The following is an 18303-nucleotide window of genomic DNA, read 5'->3' as shown; positions in this document are numbered from 1 at the left end:
TACTAAACACCGACCAAAATGAAAAACCGCTATTTACTGCCTTTGTTGGCGCTGCTATTTTTTTCCTGCAACACGGACAATCAAGATGCTGTTTTGGATAAACTGAGCGATAATTTTGAAGCCGAAGTTACTTCCTCGAGAGAATTTAAAATGAACGATGAAAACAACGAAAGCTATGCCGCCTTTAAAGTTAAATTGACCAACAGCAAAATGTTGGATTCCTTACGTAAGGATTTGGTATGCCCTTCCGTGGCCATGATGTTGTTAGATGGTTTCACCGAAGAGGAAAAGGAGAAATTTGGGTACATAATGGTTGAAACCATAAACTCGCAAACGGGTGAATCCACTGAATATAAATATCAGCCAGAAGTTTTGGAGCCATATGTGATAAAGTCGAAAGTGTTTACGGATTTCTCAAATCATATTGTTGATGGAAACCACGAGTCGATAGCCAAAACTGTTATCGAAAAATATCGGACTCCAACCTTGGGCAGTCAATTGGCCAACTACATGAAAGCCCTGACCGATGAACATGGAGAAATTGAAGGCTACAGCAGGACTACCTTTAGGTTGCACGAGAGCTCAGATGGAGAGGAACTCTGGGTTTACGATGGGGTACTGCATTTTGCCGATGGCTACAAAAGACCTTACCATATTACCACATCTACAAAAGTTGGAGAAGCTTATATATCTGGTTATCAGCTAGACTAGAAACAGTTTTTATTTTAAATGAATGTATCCCTATATTTAGTGGGAAAACCATCAACCAACCGCATAAGCTTGCCAACCGACCAATGATCAATGTTTTTATAATTGATGACCACCAAATGGTTATCGAAGGGTTTAAATTATTACTGCAAAACGAAGTTGAAATTAAGGTAGTCGGTTCTGAATTGGACGCCAAGAAAGCACTTCAGCTATTACCCGAAATCAATCCCGATGTTATTCTTTTGGATATTAATATGCCGGAATTAAATGGAATTGATGCCTGCAAGAAAATCACCAAGTTAGGACTCGCATCCAAAGTGATTGCGATAACCATGCACAAGGAGAGCAGCTTGATAAGGCAAATGCTAAATAATGGAGCCAAAGGTTATGTTTTAAAAAATGCCGGTAAAAAAGAATTAGTCGAGGCCATAAAATCAGTATTCGAAGGCAAGACGTATTTGGATGAGACCTCCAAGGAGATTGTTTTTAATATGATGACCAACGACAAGAAGATCAAGGAGACTTCTAGTTTGTTTCCAAAACTTTCCCGACGGGAAAAGGAAGTTCTTCAGTTAATACTTGATGAGCACACTACCCAAGAAATTGCTGATAAACTCTTTATCAGCTTTGGTACAGTGGAGACCCACCGAAGAAATATGCTAATCAAGACCGGAACCCGAAATACAGCAGGGCTGGTAAAGGTAGCTATGGAATATTCCCTACATACATAGGAATAACATCCTGTCCATAAAAAATTACCTGTTTTCATAGATTTTTTGAGGGCATGGGAATTCTTGTACCCCATAGCAGTTCCAACAGGCTAATTTGCCTGTAAATAGGAATTCAATGGATATCAAAATTATTGGTGTAATCGGTGCAGCCGCAGTGTTGTGCTATCGACTTTACACAGCCTACAAAAGTTATGTGCACCAGCGTAAAGAAAAGACCGAATTTTCCAATCGTGGTTTCAAAAGCATGAAGGGAACCATCGGCATACCACAAAAGTATTCGCTGGAATTGCCCGTACACATGGAAAAGGTATACGACCTAAACGATGCGGCTTCACTTCAACTACAAAATGAGGAAAAGGAACTTTATGCCATTGTCATCGATGAATCTGCCGAGGAATTTAAAACTGCACAGCGTAAATATGGAGCTTACCAAGATGGGCTTTCCTTATTGGAAAACTATAAACAAATTCAGCTGGCATCGTTCAGACACGACATGAAGGTTATTTCGGAAGAAGAATTGTCCATGGGAATCGCCAATGCCAATAATAGAGGAGTACAATTTGATGCTCAAATAGCGGACATTCCCTTTCCGATTTCATATTACACCGTTTTCATAGAAAAAAATGACGACCTGTATTTTCTTGTTGCGTGGACACCTATCGGTATGAAAAAAGAAAACGCATCGCACTTACTGGAACTATTGAGGTCTTTTAGGCCTTATTAACGATAAACAAATACTAACATTAATTATAAAATGAAGAATCAAATTTCAACCGCAATTATTCTATTGGTATCATTCAATTGGGGTATTTCACAGAATACCTCTCCTAACTTCTCCAACGAGGGAAGGGATTGGTTTATTAGCAAAAATACGGGCTCTGGTCAGATGGGCACAAAAGAACGCCCGGCCAAGGACCTGGGAAACATCATTCATCATCTAAAACCCAATGATCGAATTCATATTGCTGAAGGAATTTATATGAGCAAAGGTTCCAGCGGGTCAGATGAGATCAATGTTCCGGTCAAAATATACGGAGGTTACGACACATCTTTTACAACACGGGACCCTTGGGATGCACATAAAACCATTTTTACGGGTACCAACGAGTATATGAAATCTACGCAACCACGCATCTATATCCGCACTGATCAGCAACGGGAAAATAACGGTCAAAAATCAACTGGTTCAGAGATTATTGTTGATGGTATAATTGTAGACCATGGACCAAGAAACCGCTATCATTTGGACAAAAATTTGGCCATTAGAAGAAAGGCAAGTCCAAAGTCGCAACAAAACCCATCACCGGAATCAGGAGGCATTGTGATCGTTGGCAGCAATTTTACGAACATAGCGGTTCAAAATTGTGTGGTCATGAATACCGCGCCGACCGAGGGTGCTATTTCATTGCGTGTATTTAAGGGCGGACAAGGTATTATCCAAAACAACTTCTGTATCAACAATACCGGATATGGAATTCAGGCCAGAACAGGATATGTAGGTTCGGATGAATCTGTTTTGCCAAAATTTCAGATAAAACACAATACCGTACTATTTACGTGGAAGCATGATCCTATTGCTTCCTATGGTGGAGATGCTTTGGCCATAGATCAAAACCTGGTTGCTGCCATAGAAAACAATGCGCTGGGTTATGGACATATGGGAGGACTTTATAACAAAGGGGCAAAAATCACCATGAAGAACAATCTGTTTACAGGTAACAGCAAATACGATTACCGTGAGATCAACGATAAAATGGCCGTGGCCGATATTTTGGACGAAGCAATGTATTTGGATCCCATGAGTGACGGAAATCAAGGTTTATTGATCAAAATACCTGTAGCTGAACGTTGGGCGGAGATTTATGCCGGCAGACAAGAGATTAGTAGGGAAGAGGTCGATGCAGCAGTAACAGTCCCCAACACGGGTGCCAATCAATTACGAAGTATTTTTGGCCTTAACCTACAAGGGTCAGCGGTTGCTATGGATGCTGAAATATTTTTACCGTTGATCACCATTGAAGAAGCATTGCCAGCCGGTATGTATCCTTGGGAAGGGATGGGGTGCAACATACCAAAATAGCTGTTGATTTAAATTTTATGGAAGAGCCTTGTAAACTTTTGTTTGCAAGGCTTATTTCGTTTTTGGACAGAAGTCGATATATTTAATTCCACAATTGAACACCTGTCGGCTACCGAGGGTCCTTACATGAAATACACTGCAGTTAGTTTATATCGAAAAATGATCGTGTGTGCCTTGGCCGAAGGTATGCAGGTGGACTATTTTAATGAATTGAAGACTCCATACTCAAGCTTGGACACTGTGAAGGCCGTTCCTGCAGAAGAATTTTTTGAACTTCATGAACTATTAGACGCTGAGTTGGGTCCAGGATTTTCAATTCGGGTAGGTCAGCAAATGAAAATTGAGGACTATGGCGTTCTCGGTTTGTCGTGGAGGACTTGCTCTTACGTTGGTGAAATATTTGAACGTTCCGAGCGCTATTTTAAAATGCTTTCCAATACCTATGTGTTCAAAGTTGAAAAAAATAAGGAATATTCCGTAATCCATTTAATGCGGGAGCCGCACAGAAGGGGTTTGGAGCTTTCCAACGAAGCAACCTTATCTGCCACGGTAGTGGTTTTGCAGGCAATGACCGAGTCTCATATTTCCCCGACACAAGTTAGTTTTAAGCATAGTCCACCTAACGATTTAAGTAGCTATACCAACGTATTCGATTGCCCAATCCTTTTTGATCAGCCACATTATTCCATTACATACAGCTCAAGCGACTTTCAAATGCGGACAGCAAAGGCGGATAGTAGCATAAATAAGTTTTTGGTGGAACGGGTGGAGGAAGAGACCAAAGGATTGGAAATTAGCGCCAATAAAGTAGCCATGGATTGTGAGAGACTAATTCAGGATGCTTTGCCCAGTGGTATTCCCAGTATCCATCAAATTGGCGCACTGATGGGGATGAGCAATAGAACCTTGGCAAGAAGACTTGCCGATAATGGCATAACGTTTCGGGATTTAATCCGAAAAACACAGGAAGGTATCTCCAAAGATCTATTAAAACATACAGAAAGAAGCATTGCTGAAATTGCTTTTGAAACTGGTTTTTCTGAACAAAGCGCTTTTAATCGGGCATTTAAAAGATGGACGGGGATAACGCCGATCGAATTCCGTAACACCCCTTAAAAGAGGTGTTTGGCATAAAATGTCAAAAGTTTGGCACAAAGTGTCAAGCATCGCCCAATGGATAGCCGCAATTTTACATCCGAATTAAAAAACGATGTGAAATGTATGTCTCTGTGAAAACAATTTCCTTAATGGTATCTGTTTTTTTAACAGGATTGTCCGCTGGATTGTTTTATGGATGGTCGGTATCTGTGATTCCAGGAACTCAAAGACTATCGGATGGGGTTTACTTGGAAACCATGCAGTCCATTAATCGGGCGATAATAAACCCTGCTTTTTTCATTGTTTTTTTTGGAAGTGTTATTGCCTTTGGCGTGGCCGGCTTTAATCAATGGAATTACAACAAAGTCACTTTTTGGTTGATTTTGTCCGCATTTATTATTTATCTGATCGGAACAATTGGAGTTACGGGGCTAGGGAATGTTCCGTTGAACAACAAATTGGATGCACTACATCTTTATGAGCTAAATGCAGATAAGATGAAGGAGTTCAGGGATTATTATGAGGTTAATTGGAACAGACTCCATCAAATTAGAACCATATGTACGGTACTTTCATTTGTATTGGGATTGGTCGCAGTATTCATTCAAATCAAAAAATAAAAATCAAAAAACGAACAGTCATGAAAAATCTAAAACACAACATTTTAGTAATCGGCGGAACAGGTAAAACAGGGAGCCGGGTTGCAAAAAAACTTGAGGACGCAGGGCATCAAATTAGAATCGGTTCCCGAAATAGCAATCCTGCTTTTAACTGGGAAGATCCATCCACCTATGCCCATGCATTAAAAGGGATGGACCGTGCATATATTGTGTACTATCCAGACTTGGCCGTGCCGGGTTCTAGGGAAGCGATTGAAAACCTTACGGCGGTTGCATTAAAAGAAGGCCTGGAGAAAGTGGTGCTTTTATCGGGAAAGGGAGAAAAGGAGGCTGAGGCATGTGAAGAGATTGTGGCCAACTCGGGCTTGAACTATACTTTGGTACGGGCATCTTGGTTCAATCAGAACTTTAGTGAAGGTGCTTTCTTGGATTTTATCCTAGCAGGTCAGGTAGCCTTGCCAATGCCTGAAGCAGAGATTCCATTCGTGGATACCGATGACATTGCAGATGTGGTATGCCATGTATTATTGGACGATACGTACAATGGTCGCACCATAACAGTTACCGGACCTAAAAAAATGACATGGGAGCAGGCAATTCAGGTTATGTCCGATGGAATTGGCAAGGAAATCCACTACCATCCCATTTCCATAGAAGAATTTAAAGTTGGAATGAAACAGGCAGGCCTTCCGGATTCTTACGTGTGGTTGTTCGGATATTTGTTCAAAGAAGTTTTGGGCAATCCCGAGAACCAAGAGGTATCACAAGATGTTGAAATGGTTTTGGGCAGACCAGCGACCAGTTTTGAATCATTTGTGCAAAAGACGAAAGCTACAGGCGTTTGGAATCAAGATGTAACCCACACCATTTAAATAAAAATCATGAATGTTGATCAAATTAAAAAAGCTACCGTTTCGGCCCTTATTGTATGGGTGCTGGGGGTGACCGCATATGTGCTATCATATTTTGTCCCGGTTTTGGAAGATCCAGAGGTTCAGGCAAACTGGGTATTGGCCATAACCATTATTCCGGCAACACTCTTAGGAGCCCATTTATACTATAAAAAAGGCTATAGGACTCATGGCCTCCGTGTTGGGTGTTATATGTTTTTGATAACTATTGTGTTGGATGCCAGTATTACAGTACCCATGTTTATTCTGCCCTATGGAGGAAATCATATCAGCTTTTTTACCGATCCTGTTTTTTGGATCATAGGTTTGGAATATGTTGGTATGATCACCATGTATTGGCTGTTTAAAAAGTCCGTGATTTTTGCAAAAATCACCAATAATTAGGAATACAAGTGCCGTAATAGGAGGGACGTTTTTGCGACCTATGTTTGGAACGGGTTAAAAGTGATTTAAAATAACCAAAACCAAATAATCAAAAGCCGGACATATGACAAAAGAGCAAAAAACAGAAATGATAAAGACCAGTTGGGAATTGCATAGCCAGGTCGAAACCGCTTATTTGAGCCATCCAGCAAAAAAGGATGATAAGGAGTGGTTGGAAAAACAACGGTTACTGTTGGCCGATATGGCGCTGCACTTATTGCAAACATCCATGGCCCCAGAAGAAATTAAGCTTGAGCGACTTAGGGACAATCTACATGCAATACTGACCATTTCCGACCAGTTTTTACCTGAAATGGGACTAAAAAACATGACAGAAAATCTTTATGAAAAGCCGATAAAATGAGATTGAAAGCAAAGTTTATTGTATCGCTACAAGTATTTTCTAAAAACATGGACTTGTAGACGATGGATAATGTTGCCAAAGGGTATACCCGAAATAATCGAAAGAATGAATGCCAACTTGCCAAAAGTGATAAGGAACTTAAACACCTAAATTGGATGAACGACATTGTAGGCGGCAGTGGAGTGTATACGACTATCCTTGATTTGGAAAAATGGAAACTGGCCATTCGAAATAATACCTTAATTACTGAAGAGAGCAAGCAAGCCATGTTCTCTACGGATGTTGTTTCAGAAAAGTACGGGTTTGGCTTTGTCATTTGCGATTCTGCAAAAAAAAGGAAAATGGGTCTATCATAATGGGAGTTGGGGCGGTGCCAAAACCATGACACTGTTTTTACCAAAAACAAATGAATTCCTTGTGATTTTAAGCAACAACAGGTACGAGGAAATTTATAAGTCCTTTGAAGAGGATTTATATACACAAATACAACAAGAATTTTAATCAACTAAAGAAATGAAAAAAGTGGCAATTACCTTTACTGTCTTATTATACGCATTTGCTGTTCCATTTTTGGAAATTAACAATACTCATGTTTTTAATCCGGATTGGACACCACATGTTCGCATACACGAAGTTTGGCAATTAATCACAAACTCTGGTATTGGTTTGTTGTGCCTATGGTTGGTCTGGTATAAAAACGAGACCAGAATAAGCGGAATACTAAGTTTATTGGTCACCGGAGGATTTCTGTTGGCATATACCATAAAAGACCTTTATGGAGGCGATATGAGGTATTTGGACGGCAGTGAAAAGGCGCTTTTTGGTGTCAATATTGGCATAATCGGGTTTGGTTTGGCTTTTGTACTTTTATTGGTTTCCAATGCTTTTGATAAAAAATCAAAGCCGTAAATTACACATCATCAATCAAAATTTATATTATGAATCTAATTAAAACTGTGCTTATCTCAGCATTGTTTGTTTTTGCCCTTTCCTGCGATAATACTAAATCGAGCCTTACATTATTCAGTGACCAAATTCCAATGGATGCCCCTTTGGTTTTTGGACAAGGTTTGGTGTCCATAGAGGATGCCATGGACTTTGCCATAACTTTTAATCCTGAGATGGATGAGATGTATTTTACTCGACGATTTCCCGGTGGAAGAAATAATATTTTTGTCAGTAAATTGATTGACAATAGTTGGACAACACCAGAATTGGCCTCATTTTCATCGGAAGATACATGGGAGTTTGAACCTCATGTGGATCCTACGGGGGGACGACTGTATTTCGGGAGTACTCGTCCCATCAACGATTCGGTGCAATCTCCGGGGCTGATCCAATGGTATTGCGAAAAATCCGAAAATGGGTGGAGCGCCCCCGTTCCCATGCAGCATCCAGTCGTAAGTACTTATATGATGTATTTGACTTCATCTAAAAATGGCAACCTTTATTTTACCTCACAGGAGGAAGGTGCGAACATTGAAGAAGGGGGTATCTATTATTCATATTTAGAAGAAGGAAAGTACAACGAAATTAAAAGAATGGGGGAAGAAATCAATCAAGGAAAAATGATTGCACACTCCTTTATAGCTCCAGATGAAAGCTACATGATTTTTGATGGGAAGAAATCTTCAGGATTTGGGGATAGCGATTTGTACATCAGTTTTAATACAAATGACTCATGGACCAAGGCCGTTAACCTTGGCTCAAAAATTAATACAGAGCAAACCGAAATGGCACCTTCCGTTTCCCCGGATGGTAAGTATTTGTTTTTCCATAGAGGATATGAAGTGGATAGTGAAGGTGAAGATGGTTCGGAGTGGTTCGGCAATATTTATTGGGTCGATTTTTCGTCCGTTTTGGAAAATATAAAAGAATTAGACCAGTAATTCGTAATGCATAAACATCATAAAATGAACAAATCTTTAATTTCCCTACTTACCACCCTTTTGCTGTTTTCTTGTAATGCTCCCAAGGTCGATATTGCAATAGTTAATGGCCTCGTTATCAAAAATGCAGACATAGTATCTCCGCTAAGTCAGGATGTTTCGTCGAACAACTTTATAGTTTTGGATGGAGACAGTATTGCCTATATAGGACAACAAGAACCCCATGTTAAAGGCACTTTTACAACACTGGATGCCAAAGGCAAATTTATTATTCCCGGACTTATAGATAGTCATGTGCATATTACCGGTACCGATGCACTCTCGGAGGAAGAAGAAATTCAAAACCCCGAAATAGTTGCGCACTATAAAAATCAACTGCCCAAGAGCTATCTCTACTTTGGCTACACCACAATTATAGATTTGGGCACGGCCCATCCCGATCGTTTACAGGATTTTTTAGAGGCAGAGATCAAGCCCGACTTATTTTATGTAGGTGGCGGAGCGGTTATCGGAAATGGATATGGTTTGACGAATTGGAGCGATGAAGTTCCCAATTTTATTTATCAAGAGAACGAGGCATATCCAATCCCAGAAGAATACCAAAAGGAAAACCATACACCAAAAGCAGTGGCCAAAAGAGTGGGGGAGTCAGGGGCCATTGCCTTAAAAACATATTATGAACCCGGTTTTGACCCAACCATCCCTTCTTTCCCTACGCCGACCTTTGAACTTATGGCGGATATAAAAAAAGAAGCCCACAGGAATAATCTAACCCTGGTTGTTCATGGAAATTCTTTGGAGGCCCATGATTTCTTGGGACAAGCCAATGTGGATGTGATAGCACATGGACTTTGGAATTGGGGAAAATACAGCTTGGGTGATTCGCTAACGATTCCAAAAGAAATACAGAAGGTTTTGGACACCGAAATTGAGAATCAAGTGGGATATATGCCGACTTTACAAGTAATCAATGGCTTAAAAATATTGACAAATGCAAGTTTTTTAAATAGCCCGGAATTGGACCATGTTTTACCACAGGACTTGATAACTTATTACAAAGAACATTCTGAGACTATGTATGCCAATATTTTTGGGGACGCTCCCAAGGAAATTATTGAGACCAACTTTACCAGGATATCCGATCAAGGTAAAATCAATTTAATGTACATGTACAAAAATGGAGGCAATATCCTTTTTGGAACAGATTCACCTTCATCTCCCACATATGGTAATCCCCCCGGCTACAATGGATATTTAGAAATGATGGAAATGGCAGATGCCGGATTACCGTTGAACAAAATATTATCTATGGCAACCATCGAAAACGCAAAGGCATTTCGACTAGACGATAAATATGGAAGTGTGGAAGAAGGGAAAAGGGCCAACCTTTTGGTCTTGAACAAAAACCCTTTGCTGGATATTACTGCCTATAACGATATCTCGCATGTGATTATCAATGGTAAACCAATAAATCGAGAGACCCTTTCTGCCGCAGGACGTAAAGATTAATAAACTTTGAGAAGGGATAAGGGGGATAATTGGTTAAAGGTGCAGTAAAACATGATTTAAAAAGCCGCAAAAAGGACGTTTATGATATTTAGAAAGGCATCGACCAAGGACTTACCTATTATTGTTGAAATGATAGCTGACGACCCTTTGGGCAGTAAAAGAGAGAACTATACCTTGCCCTTGCCCAAAACTTATTATGATGCATTGGAGCGCATCACTTCGGATAAGAATCAAGAGCTGATGGTGGTTGAAAACAAAACGGGAAATATCACAGCCGTATTTCAAATGTCGTTTATTCCATACCTAACATACCAAGGGGGTATTCGCGCACAAATCGAAGGTGTTAGGGTGCACAAAGCTTATCGCAATCAAGGAATTGGCAAATTGGTAATGGAGTGGGCCATAAGAAGGGCAAAGGAAAAGAATGCACATGTTTTACAATTAACAACGGATAAAAATCGACCAGATGCCATTCGGTTTTATGAATCTCTTGGGTTTACAGCAACCCATGAAGGGATGAAACTTCATTTTTAAGTGAATAAATTTTAAATGCCGCGCATTTTTTAGAGAGGTATATGGAAATTTCCGAAAAGGACAACAGGTAATTGGGAGGATATGGCTAATTTGAGTATCTAAATTTCAGCCAAAATGAAAACCCGATTAATCTTAGATTCAAAGCAACTCGAAACTATTCACAAATCAATACGTGTATTTGGCATTGCCATGACCCTTATTTTGATATGCAGTGTACCCGTTCAAGCACAGCGGTTCAACCGCACCCCAACACCAAACGACACCTTAAAATCAACGGAAATTTTGGAAAACGGAGATGTGGTGTTTCGTATTTACGCTCCCAAGGCGGAAAACGTAACTCTTGGAGGAGATGTAGTTCCGTGGGGAGCAACCCTTGAAAGTAAAAAATCGGAAATCGGTGTTTGGTCTATAATAGTGCCCAAAGTTTCGGCAGGAACTTATCGTTATCATTTTATGGTAGATGGAGTTAAGGTATATGATCCCAAAGCTCCAGATGCATACAAGACCTCCGCCTTGGTTTCGATTCCCCCAGAAGGAGATGGAACTTTTTTTGCAAACCGGAAGGATGTTCCTCATGGCGCGGTATCAACTATTCAATATTATTCCTCCACAACCAAATCTATGAGGAACATGAAAGTTTGGACACCGGCGGGTTACCATAAAACCAACAAAAAGTTACCAGTGCTTTATTTGCTACATGGGGGAGGTGATAGCGAAAAAGCCTGGCCTGGAGTAGGGCGGGCAGGAATTATTATGGATAATCTTTTGGCGGAAGGGAAAATTACCGAAATGATGGTTGTTATGCCAGATGGCGGTATAGATGTGAATCTGTTTGTAGAAGATTTCTTTAATGAGATAATTCCTTATATCGAATCCAACTACAATGTGTACGCTGATACTGAACATCGTGCTCTGGCCGGTTTATCCATGGGAGGATTGGAAGTATTGAATTCGTTTATGGAAAAGCCGGATATGTTTACCTATATAAATGTGATGAGTTCAGGTTGGTTTGCCAATAACAAAGAAATGTACGCGAACGGGGACAAGCGATTGGCAGAAATAAATACTACATTAAATAAAACGGTGAAGCTATTGCTTTTCACCCAAGGAGGTCCTGAGGATATTGCCTATGCCAATGGAAAGGAAATGCTAAAGGTTTTTGATAAAAATGGAATTGAATACGAATTCAGTGAAATGCCAGGAGGCCATAGCTGGCATGTGTGGCGACATGATTTAAAAAACTTTGCACCTCGATTATTTAAGTAAAACAAAAAGCTGATAAAACAAAAAAACCGCTAGAGATGACTCTGCGGTTTTTTTAAGCATAGTGCTTGGTTGCGGAGGAAGAGGGTCTTCTTTAAATTGAAAAAACCACTGTTTTTAGGGGTTGTAAAGGGTAGGGAATTGATACTGACACCGAAAGGGACACCTTTTTAACAGTAATTTAACAATTATGGGCCTTTTAAATGCCAAATGGATACAATGAGATTTAAAATAAATTAAAGAGCTTCAAAATGACAGAATTTAAAATTGGGTAATACCAGATAACGAAATCAAAATTTAAAATAGAAAGTCTATTTAACAAGGATGTTAAAAACTTTCAATAGGTCACTTAATGAAATCTCTATCAAAGAAACCTAACTTTCCTGGCAGGCAAGAGGCCACCGGTTCGAATCCGGTATTCTCCACAGGCACAATAAGGCTTCAAGAGTTTTCAACTTTTGGAGCTTTTTTCATTTGCACGCAATTTGCACGCAAACTCAGGTCAAATTTGTCTTTTGATTATTTGTTGCAAGTTGGACTATTTCGATGTTTATTCACATATTTCAGAGTAATTTGAAAAAGTTATATACCCATTAGATACCTTTGATCTTCTCTTCCTTTTATCAACCAGATTCCCGGCCATAGTAACTTTTGCCAACCAATCCTAACCGTTATTGTACAGATATCCGAATTCTAAAAAAAATGATTTCACAACTATTAGGGCACGATTCACAACAAAAAAAGATGATTTTATATCATCAGGGTAGGGAATTCGTTAGTATGATTGTTTAACCTATGGAAACTATAAAACAACAATTCTTAATTAATCAATAGTAAAGTATGAAAACCTCAAATCTATTTAAATCCTTAATAGCCGGAGTAATGGTCCTTACCGTCATTGCCTGTAGCAAAGATGATGACCCTTTTGCGAGTGTAACGGTCAATGGAACAACATTAAGAACAAGCCCTTCCGACTTTACCGTTGGTGACCGGTCGGATTTCAATGGTGACATCGATGCAAGTTTTACCGGCAACGGTGGTTCTACCACCCGTATATTCAGCTGGAACAACAACCTCAGTACAGCGGATTATAATGCCGATATCACTGCGACCACGGAAGGTACCTTCAATATGGTGGTAACAGATGCAGATGCAAATATCGTGTTGAATAGATCATTGAACGGTGCGGTTGAGCCCGATTCTTTCTCTGGAGTAACCGACGCAGGCACTTCCGGAATATGGACCGTAACGATTACAGTAGAATCTTTTAGTGGTGATGGCAGCTTTTCTTTGAGCGAAGGAAACTAGTCAATTCTCCTACTTGTAAATACATAAAAGCACCTCATAAACGGGGTGCTTTTTTTTGAAGTAAAGTGAACAGGTTTAAAAAGCTAACCCTTTTCGAGACAGTATTCCAGAGCTACCTGAATGTTTTCATCCAACTAATCAATCGTTTATTGGTGCCCAAAATTTTATATCTGTTTATTTCAATTGTTGATAACTCAATATCCTTGTATTCTAAGAAAATTCGATTGATGTCATTTGATTTGATTTAGAACAAAATTTTATTTGCCATTTTTCATTTGGTTTGATATGAACTGATATGATGTAAGTGTTTGCACATCAATTTTTTGTGGATAAAATTCAATCTATAAACCTTACTTTCCCTCCGACCTCTTTTATCTTTATCCAAAGAATTCTTCAAAGGAAAACAAAAGCGCTTTTGTTCATTTCTAATCGTTAAAAGAAACAAAATGGACAATTTTTTGATACTCGAACGGCTCGACCGTTTGGAACGACTTATGATAGCCAATAAAGAAGTACTGACCTTTGATGAGACCTGTGATTACACAGGCATATCAAGAAGCTATCTGTACAAGCTTACCGCTGCGGGGCAAATCCCGCACTCCAAGCCCAATGGAAAACTTATATTCTTTGAAAGGGAAAAGATAGTCAGTTGGTTGCTACAGAACCAACGTAAGCCATTGCCGGAAAGCGAAACGATTGTGGATTCAAATCCTTAGCCACGGATTCATCTTTAAACTATTTGTGGATTCACCAAAAGTGGAAGTAATCACAAAATTTCAAAAGCACCAATATGGAAACAGTACCATACATAAGGGTCGGGACCACCTTTTACAAGTTGGTGAGGATTCCGACCATTTCTGGACATTTCAACGAGCAGCTGGTCCTTTGGAACGAGCATATCATCAAGCAGGACCATGGCAAGGACTATTTGGGCAAGGTGCCCAAATATGATGGGTTCGCCTGTATTCCCTGTCATGTGGACTTCAAAAAGGAACACCATGGTTTCTACAATACCTATTCCCTTTTGGCACATGAACCCAAAGAGGGAACCATCAAAAGAACACGGGCCTTTTTAGGGCATATCTTCGGCAACCAGCTGGAACTGGGACTGGACTATCTAAAACTCCTGTACCAAAGACCGGTGCAGGTGCTCCCCATCCTCTGTCTGGTCTCCACCGAAAGGAACACCGGGAAAAGCACCTTCCTCAAATGGCTCAAGGAGATCTTTGGCAACAACCTTACCTATCTGACCAATGACAGCTTTGCAAGCCAGTTCAATGCGGACTGGGCGAACAAGCTGCTGATATGCGTCGACGAGGTACTGTTCAACAAGGAAGAGCTCACCGAGCGCATCAAATACCTGAGCACCACCAACCGGAACAAACTGGAGGCCAAGGGCAAGGATAAAAGAGAAGTGGAATTCTTTGGTAAATTTATTCTGTGCAGCAACAACGAGGACAGTTTCATCAAGATCGATGCCCATGAGACCCGGTTCTGGGTGAGGAAGATCCCATCCCTTAAAAGGGAGGACACCGATTTCCTGGACCAGTTGGCCCAGGAGGTACCCGCCTTTTTGGATTTCCTTTCAAAAAGGGAGTATAGCACAAAGCAAAGAACACGAATGTGGTTCACCCCCAAACAGGTTCATACTCCTGCCCTAAAGAAACTGGTGAACAATAATCGGAACCGGGTGGAGAAGGAACTGGCCAGCCTATTGCTCAGTGCGATGGAAAAGTTCGAGATGGACTCGGTGGACCTTTGTCCCATCGATGCCCTGCACATGCTCAACCGTACAAGGGTCAAGACTGACCTGACCCAACTGAGACGGTTGCTGAAAAAGGATTGGAAACTGGACAACCAGCCCAATTCCAACAAGTACCAAAAGATCACCATCTGGAATACCGGCGAGATCAACACCGAGGACGCCAAGGGAAGGTACTTTACCATAAAAAAGAAATTTTTGGCCCAAAATTTTGATGATTTGATGACAGATTGATATAAGCCCAGTGTTTATAAAGGTTCAGGCTGTCATCACTTTGTCATCATTCTGTCATCAAAATAAAAAATGATGACAGGTACCATGAAGAAAAAAACAAAAGTGATGAAACGATGACAAAGTGATGACGGGGAAACAACCAGTATTTACAGGGTTTCCCAGAGGTTTGTCATCAAATCATCAAAAATCGACTAAAAACAGAACCATGAAAGAAAAAAGAATGGACTGCGAAAAAGCCCGCAACATTGACATCGTTTCCACGCTTGCCAATTTGGGGCACTTTCCAGTCCGGAAAACGGAAAAAGAAGCTTGGTTCCTCAGCCCGTTCCGGATCGAGACCCAAGCCTCTTTCAAGGTGTCATTGAAGAAAAACTATTGGATAGACTTCGGGACCTTTGAAGGGGGCAGTACCATAGACCTTGTGATGAAAATGGAGAACTGTTCCGTAAGGGAGGCATTGGAGAGACTGTCCGGGAACATGGGCCATTTCTCTTTTCACCGGCGGCCAAATCCAACCAAGAAGGAACATAGGGCCAACCCGATTGAAATCATCGAGACAAAGGAAATCGAACACCGGGCCCTAGAAAACTATCTGAGCTCCAGAAGTATCTCGATCAAGACCGGAAGAAAACTTTGCAAGGAGATACATTATCGAATAGGGGAGCGGGCATATTTTGGCGTCGGACTCCAGAACAGGTCTGGAGGCTGGGAGCTGCGAAACAGCTATTGGAAAGGGTCCACATCGCCAAAGGATGTTTCATTGATCAAGAACGATTCAAAAAACTTGACCATTACCGAGGGCATGTTCGATATGCTCACCCTAATGGAGCTGAAGCCGGATATCGTAAACAGCCATGACCTTCTGGTATTGAACACCACGGCCTTTGTAAAACGGATGATAAAAGAAATAGGGAAATATGAAAATGTGGAGCTGTTTCTGGATAGGGACAAAGCGGGAATGGGGATGACAGAACTTTTGTTGGAAAAGTGCCCGAACAGTAGGGATATGTCCTCTCTCTATAGGGGGTTCAAGGATATCAATGAATGGAAGGTAAAAAGCGCGAAGGATGAAGTTCGGCAACGAATTCAAGATGTGTCATTGTCATGACAAATCTTGCTTTTGCTCCCGAAGGTCGCAAAAGATGATGTGAAAATGAAGAAAGAGTTCGTCCAGTTCCGCTGCTCGGTCTACGAGAAGAAACTGCTGAAGGTCAAGGCCCGGAAAAGCGGTCTTTCCATCAGTGAATACTGTAGGCGTGCCGCATTCGAAGATCGTATTGTGGAGCGGATGACGGACGAACAGATAGAGGCCTATAAGCTATTGGTCAAATACCAACGAAATTTTAGGCTGATCACCAATATGTTCCGGAAGCGGAACCCCAGGTTGGCCGAGGAAACGGCGCAGCTGGCCAAAGAGATACGACAACACCTTTTAAATTTCAAGAAATGATAGGCATGGGGAAATCCATATCGCACACCGCAGCCTCCATGAGCTACGGTATGAACGAGGAGAAGGAATCGGAGATCATCCACAGTCAATATCTGGCGGGGGAGACCCCAAGAGAGATCACCGAGGAGTTCAAGGTCATCCAAGAACAGAACGAACTGTGCCGTAAGAACACGCTCAGCTTTGTGCTCAGTCCCACCATCGAGGACGGCAGGAAATTCGAAAGCGAACGGCTCAAGGAAATGACCGAACGGTTCCTTAAGGAAATGAGGTTGAAGGAACGACAGGCTGTGGCCTTTGTACACAGGGATAAGGAACACGTACATGTCCACCTGTATGTGAACCGGATAAACTTTCAGGGCAAGGCCTATAACGACAGCTTTATCGGGAAGCGGAGCCAACAAGTAGCGGAGCGGGTGGCCAAACAAATGGACCTGACCACGGTAAGGGAGGTACAGCAGGAAAAACTCTACCGGATGCAACATGTCCGCTCTGAAATACAAAAGATCCATGAAAAGGTCATGGCCAGGGAACGGCCAAGGGATTTTGACCAGTACATCAAATCCATGGAGCAGAACAATGTAAAGGTCATTCCCAGCATCAACAGGCAGAACCAGTTACAGGGCTTCCGTTTTGAGTATAAGGGAACCAATCTCAAGGGAAGCGAGGTGCACCGGTCCATGTCCATGGGCAGGATTGCCCGTCAAATGAACTTTGAAAGAAATATGGCACAGCGGATTGCCAAGGACAGGAGCATGCAGCTTTTGGGCAGGACCGTGAATGTCCCAACAAGTCTGTCCCAGACCATCATAAAGAAAACCATCAAATTGGCCATCAAGGTGGTCAGGGACACAGGAATAGGAATTTAAACATAACATCATGGCAAAACTGGATGAAATAGCGGAACTGTTGACAGAGGAGATCAACGGATTTGAAAAGAGTATCGGCCGATTGGAAAAGGTTCATGAGTATTTCAAAAACCATCCATTAAGGCCAGATACCAGCGAATTAAATGCGCTTCTAAAAGACTATGGCAACAACCAAAATAACAACATTAAGGAACAACAAAGACTGATGGAAAGGATTCTTCATAAAGTAGAGCGGTCCGTTCTCTTGCCCAGTTGGGCCATAAAACTTATTTGGGGGTTGTTGGTCACGGTCCTGTTGGTCCTTGGTTTTTCCATCTATCAGGTATCAAGGATTTCCAAGAAAGAAGAGGCAGCATTCATCAAAGGTCAGGATGATGCCATTGAACACTACGGGACATTCCTTGACGATATCCCAGAGGCAAGGGAACTCTATCAAAAATGGCAGGAAGATAATAACAAAAAGTAGGACAGCGCCCTAGCCTATTTTTGCTTTACGCTTATCTTTCCGAATCGCTGCAAAAATAGGCCAGGGTCCATGCGCTGAAGTTGGAGG

At 41.3% G+C, this 18303-nt stretch carries 22 protein-coding genes; all 22 read left to right on the top strand.

Annotation, left to right across the window (positions count from 1 at the left end; genetic code table 11):
- Positions 1–18 precede the first annotated feature (18 nt).
- The 22 genes from PY091_RS01630 to PY091_RS01525 all read left to right on the top strand — a co-directional run bounded on the left by PY091_RS01630 (position 19) and on the right by PY091_RS01525 (position 18216).
- The gene (locus PY091_RS01630; protein WP_275648009.1) at positions 19–711 is read left to right on the top strand and encodes a hypothetical protein; all 693 of its coding nucleotides are present in this window, start codon (positions 19–21) and stop codon (positions 709–711) included.
- 83 nt (positions 712–794) lie between these two features.
- A complete protein-coding gene (locus PY091_RS01625) occupies positions 795–1439 on the top strand; it encodes a response regulator transcription factor (RefSeq protein ID WP_275648008.1) in 645 nt (214 codons plus the stop codon).
- 115 nt (positions 1440–1554) lie between these two features.
- Positions 1555–2163 (top strand): hypothetical protein, encoded by a 609-nt coding sequence (locus PY091_RS01620; RefSeq protein ID WP_275648007.1) that lies wholly within the window; start codon positions 1555–1557, stop codon positions 2161–2163.
- A gap of 30 nt (positions 2164–2193) precedes the next feature.
- Positions 2194–3519 (top strand): hypothetical protein, encoded by a 1326-nt coding sequence (locus tag PY091_RS01615; RefSeq protein WP_275648006.1) that lies wholly within the window; start codon positions 2194–2196, stop codon positions 3517–3519.
- A 126-nt stretch (positions 3520–3645) separates the two neighbouring features.
- On the top strand, positions 3646–4635 hold the full coding sequence (locus PY091_RS01610) for an AraC family transcriptional regulator (RefSeq protein ID WP_275648005.1): 990 nt from the start codon (positions 3646–3648) through the stop codon (positions 4633–4635).
- A gap of 113 nt (positions 4636–4748) precedes the next feature.
- Positions 4749–5237 carry an anthrone oxygenase family protein gene (locus PY091_RS01605; RefSeq protein WP_275648004.1) on the top strand — a complete coding sequence of 163 codons (489 nt, stop codon included), beginning with the start codon at positions 4749–4751 and terminating at the stop codon, positions 5235–5237.
- A 20-nt stretch (positions 5238–5257) separates the two neighbouring features.
- Positions 5258–6109 (top strand): NmrA family NAD(P)-binding protein, encoded by an 852-nt coding sequence (locus tag PY091_RS01600; RefSeq protein WP_275648003.1) that lies wholly within the window; start codon positions 5258–5260, stop codon positions 6107–6109.
- Between the two features lie 9 nt (positions 6110–6118).
- Entirely contained in the window at positions 6119–6532 is a 414-nt protein-coding gene (locus PY091_RS01595; RefSeq protein ID WP_275648002.1) for a DUF5367 family protein, read from the top strand.
- A gap of 103 nt (positions 6533–6635) precedes the next feature.
- A complete protein-coding gene (locus PY091_RS01590; RefSeq protein ID WP_275648001.1) occupies positions 6636–6935 on the top strand; it encodes a hypothetical protein in 300 nt (99 codons plus the stop codon).
- Positions 6936–7090: 155 nt separating this feature from the next.
- On the top strand, positions 7091–7291 hold the full coding sequence (locus tag PY091_RS01585; protein WP_275648000.1) for a hypothetical protein: 201 nt from the start codon (positions 7091–7093) through the stop codon (positions 7289–7291).
- A 157-nt stretch (positions 7292–7448) separates the two neighbouring features.
- Positions 7449–7844, top strand: a complete 396-nt coding sequence (locus tag PY091_RS01580) for a hypothetical protein (protein ID WP_275647999.1) — start codon at positions 7449–7451, stop codon at positions 7842–7844.
- 29 nt (positions 7845–7873) lie between these two features.
- Complete coding sequence (locus tag PY091_RS01575) at positions 7874–8824, top strand: hypothetical protein (protein WP_275647998.1); 951 nt, start codon at positions 7874–7876, stop codon at positions 8822–8824.
- Positions 8825–8848: 24 nt separating this feature from the next.
- A complete protein-coding gene (locus PY091_RS01570) occupies positions 8849–10333 on the top strand; it encodes an amidohydrolase family protein (RefSeq protein ID WP_275647997.1) in 1485 nt (494 codons plus the stop codon).
- A gap of 81 nt (positions 10334–10414) precedes the next feature.
- A complete protein-coding gene (locus PY091_RS01565) occupies positions 10415–10867 on the top strand; it encodes a GNAT family N-acetyltransferase (protein ID WP_275647996.1) in 453 nt (150 codons plus the stop codon).
- 114 nt (positions 10868–10981) lie between these two features.
- Positions 10982–12133: an alpha/beta hydrolase-fold protein gene (locus tag PY091_RS01560; protein ID WP_275647995.1), complete on the top strand. Its 1152-nt coding sequence runs from the start codon at positions 10982–10984 to the stop codon at positions 12131–12133.
- Between the two features lie 837 nt (positions 12134–12970).
- A complete protein-coding gene (locus tag PY091_RS01555; protein ID WP_275647994.1) occupies positions 12971–13438 on the top strand; it encodes a hypothetical protein in 468 nt (155 codons plus the stop codon).
- Positions 13439–13884: 446 nt separating this feature from the next.
- Positions 13885–14154, top strand: a complete 270-nt coding sequence (locus PY091_RS01550) for a helix-turn-helix transcriptional regulator (RefSeq protein WP_163624465.1) — start codon at positions 13885–13887, stop codon at positions 14152–14154.
- 74 nt (positions 14155–14228) lie between these two features.
- Positions 14229–15434 (top strand): primase-helicase family protein, encoded by a 1206-nt coding sequence (locus tag PY091_RS01545; RefSeq protein WP_275647993.1) that lies wholly within the window; start codon positions 14229–14231, stop codon positions 15432–15434.
- A 205-nt stretch (positions 15435–15639) separates the two neighbouring features.
- A complete protein-coding gene (locus PY091_RS01540) occupies positions 15640–16542 on the top strand; it encodes a toprim domain-containing protein (protein ID WP_275647992.1) in 903 nt (300 codons plus the stop codon).
- Between the two features lie 45 nt (positions 16543–16587).
- Positions 16588–16884 carry a mobilization protein MbpA gene (gene mbpA, locus PY091_RS01535; RefSeq protein ID WP_275647991.1) on the top strand — a complete coding sequence of 99 codons (297 nt, stop codon included), beginning with the start codon at positions 16588–16590 and terminating at the stop codon, positions 16882–16884.
- A 5-nt stretch (positions 16885–16889) separates the two neighbouring features.
- On the top strand, positions 16890–17750 hold the full coding sequence (locus PY091_RS01530; RefSeq protein WP_275647990.1) for a relaxase/mobilization nuclease domain-containing protein: 861 nt from the start codon (positions 16890–16892) through the stop codon (positions 17748–17750).
- 10 nt (positions 17751–17760) lie between these two features.
- Positions 17761–18216: a DUF6730 family protein gene (locus tag PY091_RS01525; protein WP_275647989.1), complete on the top strand. Its 456-nt coding sequence runs from the start codon at positions 17761–17763 to the stop codon at positions 18214–18216.
- Positions 18217–18303: the final 87 nt, after the last annotated feature.

Source organism: Flagellimonas okinawensis (genome assembly GCF_029194005.1).
GTDB lineage: Bacteria > Bacteroidota > Bacteroidia > Flavobacteriales > Flavobacteriaceae > Flagellimonas > Flagellimonas okinawensis.
The sequence above is the reverse complement of the archived record's forward strand: the minus strand, read 5'-3'. Positions and strand labels throughout refer to the sequence as shown.